This window comes from Eubacterium multiforme (assembly GCF_030813415.1).
Lineage (GTDB): Bacteria > Bacillota > Clostridia > Clostridiales > Clostridiaceae > Clostridium > Clostridium multiforme.
This window is the reverse complement of the sequence record NZ_JAUSUF010000001.1, coordinates 834,168-844,921: the sequence shown is the minus strand read 5'-3', so window position 1 is coordinate 844,921 and position 10,754 is coordinate 834,168. Positions and strand designations below refer to the sequence as shown.

Sequence of the window (10,754 nt, the reverse complement as noted above, 5' to 3'; positions counted from 1 at the left end):
CTAAGCGTGAAGCCCACCTCAAGATGAGATTTCCCATAGCATAAGCTAGTAAGACCCCTTGAAGAACACAAGGTTGATAGGTCAGAGGTGTAAGCATGGCAACATGTTCAGCTGACTGATACTAATAGGTCGAGGGCTTGACCAATAAAAAATAAGCGAATCAACAAAAATTCATGTGCAATTTTCAGAGAACAAAAATCTGAATAAATGTTCCGTGGTAGCTCAATGGTGGAGCACTCGGCTGTTAACCGATAGGTTGGAGGTTCAAGTCCTCTCCACGGAGCCATTTTTATTATAAGCTTTAAAATAGCTTATTTTTTTTTATAAAAAAATAGAAAGTGGAGCAATATGTATAAAAAATATACAAATTTAGATAAAGTGTTACAAGAATGTAACTGATATTAATGATTTTGTAATAGCAATTTTTATTATAAATATTATAATAGTAGTATAGTGTAAAATATAATTGAGGGGGATAAGTTTTGAGAAAGCGTAATACATATAGTAATTTAGAAATATCAAAGAGAAGAAAAAAATCTAAAATGAAAATGAGAAGAAGACAAAGTATTTTGTTATTAGGAATTGTATTAGTTTTAATAATTGGAGGAATATCAATTTATTCAGTTTTATCATCTAATAATAAAAATGAAAAAGTATTAGCAGAAGAAAAAGATAATAATAAACAAAATAGCAATAATATTAATGATAATAATAAAAAACAAAATAATAATAATGATAATAAAAATAATGACAGCAAAAATGTTGGACAAGATGAAAATACTAAGAGTAAATTAGATAATTCAGGATATTTACCATTAAAGGATGATCCAAATGCAGATGATGCAGTAGAAGTTGCAAAGCGTACTTCTGGTCTTTTAAAAGGTGAGTTACATTATCCAGTAAGAACTGACGGTAAAAAGGTTGTTTATTTAACTTTTGATGATGGTCCATCAACTACTAATACTCCAAAAGTATTAGATATATTAGATAAATATAATGTAAAAGCTACTTTTTTCATTGTTGGAAAATACATAAATGCTAGCTCAGAATCAAAGGAATTACTAAAGAGAACGGCTAAAGAGGGACATGCTATAGCAAATCATAGTTATACTCATAATTATCAGTATTTATATCCTAATAGAGTTATTAATGTAGATAGATTTATGGGTGAGTATAATAAGACTAATAAAGCATTAAAAGAAGCATTAGGAAAAGATTTTTCTACAAGAGTAGTTAGATTCCCAGGAGGATATTGGTCATGGAATGGAAGAGAAAAAGCAAGACCAGTATTAGATAAAAATGGAGTCAATATAGTTGATTGGGATGCGTTAAATGGGGATGCTGAAAATGGTGGAAGAAACACTAAGGAACAATTAATTCAAAATACAAAAAAGAATGTAGAAAAATTAGGAGATAAGGCAGATAGCGTTGTATTTTTAATGCATGACACATATGGAAAAGAGAATACAGTTAAAGCTTTACCAGAAATAATTCAATACTTTAAAGATAAAGGATATGAATTTAGAACAATAAAATAGAAATTATTCATATTAAGAATAAGAATTATAGATTATAATAATATAAGAATAATATAAAAGAAGCTTAAATAAATTAAGCTTCTTTTTTAAAATCAGTAAAAGAGGTGTTTTGAAAAATGGCGAAAATATTATTAGTTGAAGATGAGGTTAGTATAAGAGGATTTTTAAAGATAAATTTAGCAAGAAATGATTTTGAAATAATAGAAGCAAGTAATGGAGAAGATGGAATAAAAAAGGCTATGGAAGAAAAGCCTGATGTAGCAGTTCTAGATGTTATGTTGCCAGGAATTGATGGATTTCAAGTGTGCAATAAACTTAGAAGTGAATATCCAGATATGGGTATAATAATGTTAACTGCTAAAGGTCAAGATATGGATAAAATAATGGGTCTTGAATATGGAGCAGATGACTACATAGTAAAACCATTTAATCCTTTAGAAGTTGTTCTTAGAATTAGAGCTATTTTAAGAAGGATGGAAAAGAAAGATAATGAAAAGAAAAATGAATTAATAAATGGACCTTTTGTAATTAATTTATATTCACAAAAGATTACTAAAAATGGAGAAGAAATAGAATTAACTCCAAAGGAATATTTAATAATGAAAACATTTATTGAAAATCCAAATAAGGCTTTTTCTAGAGATGAGCTTTTAAATTCAGTATGGGGATATAATTATTTTGGTGATCCTAAAATAATTGATGTTAATATTAGAAGATTAAGATCGAAAATAGAAGAAAATGCTTCAAATCCAGAATTTATAGAAACTGTTTGGGGTATAGGTTATAGATGGAAAGGATAGAGTATGAAAAGTATAAAGAGTAGAATTATAAGAAATTTTATAATAGTTATTCTTTCAACAATAATGATATTAGATGCCTTACTTATAGTTTTTGTAAGGCAGTATTATTACGATAATACTGAAACTATGTTAGTTAATCAAATTGATTTGGCTACAAGTTTTTATGATAGATATTATTCAACATCTTCATTATTGTTAAATGTATATGATAATGTTGATGCATTTTGGAATCAAACTACAGCACAAGTTCAAATTTTTGATGATAAAGGGAAGCTTTTAATGGATTCAATAGGAGTAAATGATAAATCTGTTGAAGCTAATGTGGAAATAAAAAAAGCATTAAAAGGTGAAAGTAGTAGATGGGTTGGAGATGTAAACTATTATAACTCTAAAGTAATGGCAGTAACAAAACCATTAAAAGTTAATGGAAAAATTATTGGAGCTATAAGATTTATTACTTCATTGAAGGATATTGACAAATCAATAACATCTATAATTAGTTTCTTTATAATAATATCAATAATAGTTTTAATTATTGGGGTAGTTCTTAGTCTTATTATGGCTAAAAATATTGTAGATCCAATATTAAAACTTAAAAATACAGCAAAGAAAATGGCTAGTGGAGATTTAAATCAAAGAAGTAATTTTGTTTCTAAGGATGAAATTGGTCAATTAGCAGATACTTTGGATTTTATGGCTGAAGAACTTACAGAAAGAGAGCAGATGAAAAATGACTTTATATCATCAGTTTCTCATGAACTTAGAACACCGCTTACAGCTATTAAAGGATGGGTAATAACATTAAATGATGATAATACAGATAGAGAAACACTAAAATTAGGTTTTAATATTATTGAAAAAGAAACAGATAGACTATCTTCTATGGTTGAAGAATTATTAGATTTTTCAAGACTTATAAATAATAAAATAAGTTTAAAGAAACGTATTGTTAAAATTAGTGATTTTTCAAGATATGTTGAATTATATATGACACCAAGGGCAGAGAGAGAAAATATAAATTTTTATGTGTATAACAAAACAAAATGCACTGAAATATTTATGGATTCAGATAGAATGAAGCAGGTACTTATAAATATAATTGACAATGCTTTTAAATTTACACAAGAACAAGGAGTAATTAGCGTTGAGTTTGATGATGCTGATAATTATTTAAGAATAAAAGTTAAAGATAATGGATGTGGAATAAGAGAGGATGAATTAGAAAAGGTTAAAGAAAAATTTTATAAGGGTAGTAATGCAAATTCTAATGCAGGAATTGGATTATCAATAGCAGATGAAATAGTAAAATTACATGGTGGTACCCTTGTAGTTAAGAGTAAGCTCCACGTTGGAACTGAAATAATAATCGTTATTCCTAAGTCAAAGGAGTTGAATTATATAAATGAGGAATAAAATAGCAGTATTCATTCTTATAATTATTGCGTTATTTTCTTTAACTGGTTGTTCGGCTATAGACACTAATGAAATGATAGAACTTAAGTCTCCTCAAAACAATAATTTATTAATTAAAGGTAAGTGGCAAATAACTAACGTTAAAATTTTAGATAAGAATATATATACAAGAGGAAAAGTAGAAGATTTAAAAAATAAAATTATAAGTATTGGAAGTAAAGATATAGATATTAGTAATAAGATATATAATGGTGTAGATTATAAATTAAAGATAGTAGGAGATGATTATTATATTTCCTATGAATCAAACTTTACAGTTAAAGACTTAAATATAGAAGATAAAAATATTAATGTAATTACTGCAAGTAATAAAAGTAATAGTATATTAGAGTTCTTTTATATAAATAATAGTAGCAGCTATGTTTATTATCAAGGGATGTTTTTAAATGTTAAAAAAGTTGGTGATGTTTCAGAGGATTCTTTTAAAGATATTAATGATAATTTGAAAGAAGATATAAAAAATGTAGGTAAAGAAGAAAATAAGGGGCTTTATTTGGTTTTAAAACAGCCTAGAAAAGCTAATGATGATGGAACATTTACTGATGAGACCTATAGAACATTATGGATAAGTTATAAAAATAATAAAATTCAACCTATTGAAGAGTCAAAAGGAATAATTTTTCCAAGAATGAATGGTATATGGACATTAGATAAAAAGGTATTAGATAATAAAGGAAAGCATCAAGAATATTTAGTAGCTAATACAATAGATAGAAAAAATAAACAAGGAAAAGTAGAAATAAAAAGTAATAAAGATATATATAGAAATATAAATTTTATAGGAAATAATTATATATCAACAGAAGTATATGAAGGGGATAATTTTAAAAATAAGTTTCCTCAATATGAAATACTACCAGTTGATAATACTTTTGTAGATAAAGGATTAGTAATACAGGATATTTATTCTAAAGAAATAAATCAAATGTATAGAAGAGATTATGATAGTGCATATTCCCAACTTAATTCTAGAGAAAAAAGTTTATTAAAAAAATATATAGACTATAGTAATTTTACTGTAAAAAGGGATAATGGGAAATGGACATTAGAAGCTAAGGTATCCCCTTTAAATGATAATGCTAAATCTTATGATTATAAACTATCAATAAAACCAAATGGAAAGCTTGTAAAATATGATGCTTTAGTTATTCCTTGGAGAGTACTAAAAAATGAAGTTCCATTTATGAAGGATGCATATATTTCTCCAGATGGAAGAATGGCTATAATTATAATAGAGGATGAATTATTAGTTTATAATATTTCAGGAGGAAGATTATCTAAAGAACCAATTGAAAGATACTCTTTAAAAAATGGAGAACAGGTTATAATGGCAGAATGGTGCGAAAGGGATTACGTTGACTATTGGGGAAATGCTTTTAAAGAATTTAAAAAGGAAATGAATAAGGAGGGATAAGTATGTTATCAAAAGAAGTTATAGGAAAAGTTTTATCCAAATGTATGATTACAGGAGGAGATTTTGCTGAAATTTTTGAAGAGGATACAATAAGTAATTCTTTAGGAATTTTAGATAATAAAGTAGAAAATGCAATTGGTGGAAGAAGCTATGGTGTAGGAATAAGAATATTTAAGGGTCTTAAGAGTGTTTATGCATATACTAACAATAATTCTTTAAGTAGTCTTTTAGATACAGCTTATAAGGCAGCTCTTGCCCTTGGTGATTTAAAAGAAGAAAAGACTATTATTGTAAATAACTCTATAATAGTTCCAAATAAACATATAATAAAGTACTATCCAAATGATATTAATTATGATAAAAAAATTGGAATTATGAAAATGGCATATAAGAGTGCAAGTGAGTATAGTAGTGATATTACAAAGGTAAGTGTTGGATATTCTGATAAGGATCAAAAAATATTAATAGCAAATACAGATGGTCTTTGTGTAGAGGATAGAAGAGTTAGAACAAGACTTGGAATAAGTGCAGTTGCATCTAAAGATGGAGAAAATCAAATGGGATTTGAAGGTCCTGGACGTTCAATGGGCTTTGAAATGTTTAATGACATAGATGTTGAAAAGTATGGAATAGAAGCTGCAAGAACTGCTGTAACTATGCTTCATGCTAAAGATTGTCCAGCAGGAAAGATGACAGTAGCAATTGATAATGGTTTTGGTGGAGTTTTATTCCATGAAGCTTGTGGACACTCACTAGAGGCAACTTCTGTAGCAAAGGGAAATTCAGAATTTGCAAATAAAATTGGAGAACAAATAGCATCATCTAAAGTTACAGCAATTGATGATGGAACAATTGAAAATGCATGGGGTTCTATAAATATAGATGATGAAGGTGAAAAAGCTAGAAAGAATGTATTAATAGAAAATGGTATATTAAAAGGATACATGATTGATAAGTTAAACGGCAGAAGAATGGGAATGAATTCAACTGGAAGTGGAAGAAGACAAAGCTATAAATATGCTCCAACTTCAAGAATGACTAATACTTATATTGCTGCTGGAAATGATAATCCAGAGGATATAATAAAATCAATGGATGAAGGACTTTATGCTAAAAAATTAGGTGGAGGATCAGTAAATCCAGTTACAGGAGAGTTTAATTTTTCAGTATCAGAAGGTTATTTAGTTAAAAATGGAGAAATACAAGAACCTGTTAGAGGGGCTAGCCTTATAGGAAAAGGTAGTGAAATACTTATGAATATAGATATGGTTGGAAAGAATTTAGTTCAGGCTCAAGGTATGTGTGGTTCATCATCTGGAAGTATACCAGTTAATGTTGGTCAGCCTATGATTAGAGTTAAAAATATTACAGTAGGTGGAAGATAGGAGGTGCAATAAATTATGGAATTTAAGGAGTTTAAAGAAAAGCTTTTTAAGGAAGCAAGAAAAAGTGGATTAGAAGAATTTGAAATTTATTTTTCAGACAAGGAAAGTTTAAGTATTAATATATATAAAGAAGAGGTTGAAAAATATAATCTTAATAAATCCTTTGGAGTATCTTTTAGAGCTAAGGTAGATGAAAAAATGGGATATTCATATACTGAAATAATTGATGAAGCTGCAATTAAGATGCTTGTTGAAAATGCAAAGGCATCAGCACTAGCTATAGAAGACGAAGATATTCAATTTATTTATGAAGGTGACAAAGAATATAGTAAAGTAGTTAATTATCATAAAGAATTAGAAAATATAGATGCCAAAGAGCTTATTGATTTAGGAATAGCAATGGAAAAAGAATGTAAGGCATATTCAGATAAGGTTGATAACTTTATAGGTTGTGGAGTTAGCTATGTTAATTTTAATTATGGGTTAATGAATTCAAAGGGATTAGAATTAAATGATAAATCAAATCTTTTAAGTGCTTATGTTGTACCTGTAATAGATATTGAAGGAAATAAGTATGATGGTTTTGGGTATCAAATAGGTAAAAATGTTTTAGATATGAATCCTAAAAAAATAGCAAAAGAAGCTGTAGATGAAGCTATGGAAAAGGTAGGAGCAAAATCAGTAAAGTCTAATAAATATAAAACTGTAATTAAAAATGAGGCAATGGTTTCATTACTTCAAGCCTTTGGTGGAATATTTGATGGAGATTTAGCTCAAAAAGGAATGTCTTTATTAAAGGATAAGGAAGGGGAGATTATAGCATCAGAAAAGATTACTATAATAGATAACCCACTTATGAAAGATGGCTTAGCATCAGTTGCTTTTGATGATGAAGGTGTTGCAACATTTAAAAAAGCATTAGTTGAAAAAGGACAGCTTAAAACACTTCTTCATAATTTAAAAACAGCACATAAAGCTGGAATAAAATCAACAGGAAGTGGATTTAAAAGCTCATATGCATCTCCAGTAGGAGTTGGACCAACAAACTTTTATATAGAAAATGGAGAAAAGGATTTTGATGAACTTTTAAAGGAAGTAGGAAGTGGAATAATAATAAGTGAATTTTCAGGACTTCATGCAGGGGCTAATGCTATAACAGGAGAATTTTCACTAGCTGCAAAAGGTTTTATGATTGAAAATGGTAAAAAGTCTTATCCAGTAGAACAAATAACAGTTGCAGGAAATTTCTTTAATCTTTTAAAGGATGTAGAGGAAGTTTGTTCTGATATAAAATTCCCAATGAGTAGTTTTGGTTCACCATCAGTACTTGTAAAGGAATTATCAATAGCAGGAGAATAATTTTTATAATATGGAAATGGTAAAAGTTCATTACTATTTCCATATTTTCTATTTTCTTAATATATTTATAATAACAAAGTGATATAATACAAATCAGAGTAGTAGATTTAAGGAGAATTAATTTTATATGGATCTAATGAATAGCATAATCACTATAGCAATTCATATTACAGAAAGTTTTGGATATTTAGGTATATTTATTGTAACTATGCTTGAATATGCATGTATTCCATTACCAAGTGAAGTAGTTTTGCCCTGTGTTGGGTTAAGTATTGCAGATGGGGATTATAGTTTTACTTTAGTATTAATATGTACAGTTTTAGCAGCTATAGTTGGAGCACTAATTAGTTATGCAATTGGATATTATGGTGGAGAATTTGTTATAAACTGGCTTCACAAAAAGATGCCAAAGAGTAAGAAGGGAATGCTAATTATAAAAAGGTTATTTTCTAATTATGGGAAAATAACAGTTCTTGTTACAAGGGTATTACCATTTACTCGTACGTATGTTTCACTTTTTGCAGGGGCAGAAAAACTTGATAAATCTGTATTTGTCATATTTTCAGCAGTTGGAATTGCTCTTTGGAATTCTGCATTGTTACTTATAGGATATTATATTGGAAATAATAGAAATCTTATAGTAGGTATTTTTAGAAAGTATTCAATTGCATGTTTAATTGTTGTAGCTATAATTATTATATGTTTGATAATACATAATAAAAGAAAAAAGAACTAGAAATTTAATTCAAGTGTCATTTAGTTAAGTAAATGACACTTGAAATATTTCTAGTTCTTTTTTAGTTTAAATTAAAAGTAATGAGCTATTTAAACATTCTAATTATTTTTAAAATAATCAGCACGAATCATTTTATCAGATAACTCTAAAGTATCTTTAATAAGCTTTTGATCTTTTTCTGGAATATTATTTAAATTTCCAACAAGCTTTCCATTTGTAAGTACTGCATAATCTCTCTTAGTATTGAAAAGATTTCTTCCAAGAGCTGTATTTTCATACTCTTTTGCAGGAACTCCAAATCCATATAATAATGTTGGCATTATGTCTATTTGGCCACCCATTACGTCAAAGGTCTTACCAACAGGTTTACTCTTATCATAAATAATAAGAGGTATTCGTGGTATACCATTATCTGAGTACCAAGGTTCCTTATGAGATTGGCTATCTATACTATGTTGATAATATTTATGGACACCAGTATGATCTCCTTCTATTGCAACAACAGTATTATCTAAAAGACCAGCCTTATCAAGAAGCTTTAAGAAATAACCTATTTGAGCATCAGTGTAATGAATGCTTTCAAAATATCCACCAAGTTCACTATTATTTAGTTCAGGATCTAAATTAAGCTTTCTCATTTTTTGAGGAAGATCAAAAGGACCATGACTTGTAAGTGTTACATTAAATGAATAAAATGGTTGTTTTAATTTTTCAAGTTTAGGAACAACTTGTTTAAAGTAAGTTCTATCACTTATTCCCATTCCAACTATCTCATCAGGATTAAAGGAATAGAAATCTTTAAAGTTTTTAAATCCAATTCCAGTTAAACCATTTTTGTAGTTCCAAAATGATCCTTTATCTGGATGAATTGCAATTGAGTCATAACCATTTTTACCTAATATTTTAGGAAGTGAGTTATAAGTTCTATTTGGGTATCTAAAGAATGTTGCACCCCTTCTAAGAGGTAACATAGAAGCGTTTATCATTAAATCTGAATCGGCGCTTGTACCCTCATTAACTTGTTCACATATATTAGGGAAATATACACCCTCTTTAATTAAACTATCCATTACAGGTGTTATAGGTTTTCCATTTATTTTGTGACCTATTAAAAAACTTTCAAGAGATTCAACTTGAATAATTATAAGATTTTTACCTTTATACATTCCGTAATATTTATTGTTAGGTAAATTTTCATTTTTAAATTTATAATACTCTTTAACTTCTTGTTTTTCCTCTGAAGTTAAAGTGTAAGGTTTTGAATCTTTATAAACATTTATAGCATCCATTATATGATAACCAATTGATGAAAAATATTGAACTGTATTGTTTGGATCATAATTTTCAAAAAGATATGAATTTTTAACATCTTTATTTTTTAATGCATAAATGTTAAATGGAACATATGCAATAAATAGTATAGGGATTATTAATGTGCATAAGAATGTTTTAATAGCCCTTCTTTGAACTCTTACATATGATTTTCTTGTAAAGAATACATATACCCCTAATATTATGAAATCTAATACAAATAAAATATCATATGGGCTAAACATTGATAATATACTACCTGAAAGGTTGTCCAAATTAGCCGTTTGAGTAAATATAAGAACTGATGGTACTGTTTGGAATCCTCTAAAATAGGATATGTCTGTAAGTATTAAAGCAGTAAGTATAGCGTCAATTACAAATAGATAAATAACACGACCCTTTCCTTTAAATAGCAATGCAAAGCTTAAAAAGACTAGTGCAAAAGCAAAATAATAGTCTAGAAAGTGACTAGCAACTGAAAATCCATGGGCGATATTTAGGTCGTAAGGATTTTTGCTAGTTACAAAGCTTTGAAAAAGAATACCCTTAAATACTATTGAAAATAAAGGTATTAAAAAAAGAATAATTCTGTTAATCGTATCTTTATCAAACTTATTCTTTGAGTTTTTTGGAAACTTTTTCATTTGGTCACCCCTTAAAATTTAATCAACTTAAATTATAGTATATTGATTATATTTAAGCAATAAAGAGATAATTTAATAATGCAAAATAGTGTTA

8 protein-coding genes, 1 tRNA gene and 1 rRNA gene are annotated in these 10,754 nt (G+C 27.9%); 9 read left to right on the top strand and 1 reads right to left on the bottom strand.

Going from position 1 to position 10,754, the window contains the following annotated elements:
- From J2S18_RS03960 to J2S18_RS03920, 9 genes are all read left to right on the top strand, one after another.
- Positions 1-145, top strand: a 23S ribosomal RNA gene (locus tag J2S18_RS03960); the annotation flags it as partial.
- Positions 146-211: 66 nt separating this feature from the next.
- Positions 212-286, top strand: a tRNA-Asn gene (locus J2S18_RS03955).
- A gap of 196 nt (positions 287-482) precedes the next feature.
- Positions 483-1,538: a polysaccharide deacetylase family protein gene (locus J2S18_RS03950; protein ID WP_307483497.1), complete on the top strand. Its 1,056-nt coding sequence runs from the start codon at positions 483-485 to the stop codon at positions 1,536-1,538.
- A gap of 116 nt (positions 1,539-1,654) precedes the next feature.
- A complete protein-coding gene (locus J2S18_RS03945) occupies positions 1,655-2,338 on the top strand; it encodes a response regulator transcription factor (RefSeq protein WP_307483494.1) in 684 nt (227 codons plus the stop codon).
- 3 nt (positions 2,339-2,341) lie between these two features.
- Positions 2,342-3,751: a sensor histidine kinase gene (locus tag J2S18_RS03940; RefSeq protein ID WP_307483491.1), complete on the top strand. Its 1,410-nt coding sequence runs from the start codon at positions 2,342-2,344 to the stop codon at positions 3,749-3,751.
- A complete protein-coding gene (locus J2S18_RS03935; RefSeq protein ID WP_307483486.1) occupies positions 3,741-5,225 on the top strand; it encodes a hypothetical protein in 1,485 nt (494 codons plus the stop codon). Before J2S18_RS03940 ends, J2S18_RS03935 begins: the two co-directional genes overlap by 11 nt.
- 2 nt (positions 5,226-5,227) lie before the next feature.
- On the top strand, positions 5,228-6,610 hold the full coding sequence (locus J2S18_RS03930; protein ID WP_307483484.1) for a TldD/PmbA family protein: 1,383 nt from the start codon (positions 5,228-5,230) through the stop codon (positions 6,608-6,610).
- A 15-nt stretch (positions 6,611-6,625) separates the two neighbouring features.
- A complete protein-coding gene (locus J2S18_RS03925; RefSeq protein WP_307483481.1) occupies positions 6,626-7,969 on the top strand; it encodes a TldD/PmbA family protein in 1,344 nt (447 codons plus the stop codon).
- Between the two features lie 127 nt (positions 7,970-8,096).
- Positions 8,097-8,705: a DedA family protein gene (locus J2S18_RS03920; protein ID WP_307483480.1), complete on the top strand. Its 609-nt coding sequence runs from the start codon at positions 8,097-8,099 to the stop codon at positions 8,703-8,705.
- A 98-nt stretch (positions 8,706-8,803) separates the two neighbouring features.
- Here J2S18_RS03920 and J2S18_RS03915 read toward each other — a convergent pair whose 3' ends face one another.
- Complete coding sequence (locus J2S18_RS03915) at positions 8,804-10,660, bottom strand: LTA synthase family protein (protein ID WP_307483478.1); 1,857 nt, start codon at positions 10,658-10,660, stop codon at positions 8,804-8,806.
- Between the last annotated feature and the right edge of the window lie 94 nt (positions 10,661-10,754).

What these genes read in the sequence shown, in the direction of transcription:
- J2S18_RS03940 (WP_307483491.1), top strand. Translation starts at nt 2,342, where the DNA reads ATGAAAAGTATAAAGAGTAGAATTATAAGAAATTTTATAATAGTTATT.
- J2S18_RS03930 (WP_307483484.1), top strand. Translation starts at nt 5,228, where the DNA reads ATGTTATCAAAAGAAGTTATAGGAAAAGTTTTATCCAAATGTATGATT.
- J2S18_RS03935 (WP_307483486.1), top strand. Translation starts at nt 3,741, where the DNA reads ATGAGGAATAAAATAGCAGTATTCATTCTTATAATTATTGCGTTATTT.
- J2S18_RS03925 (WP_307483481.1), top strand. Translation starts at nt 6,626, where the DNA reads ATGGAATTTAAGGAGTTTAAAGAAAAGCTTTTTAAGGAAGCAAGAAAA.
- J2S18_RS03920 (WP_307483480.1), top strand. Translation starts at nt 8,097, where the DNA reads ATGGATCTAATGAATAGCATAATCACTATAGCAATTCATATTACAGAA.
- J2S18_RS03915 (WP_307483478.1), bottom strand. Translation starts at nt 10,660, where the DNA reads ATGAAAAAGTTTCCAAAAAACTCAAAGAATAAGTTTGATAAAGATACG.
- J2S18_RS03945 (WP_307483494.1), top strand. Translation starts at nt 1,655, where the DNA reads ATGGCGAAAATATTATTAGTTGAAGATGAGGTTAGTATAAGAGGATTT.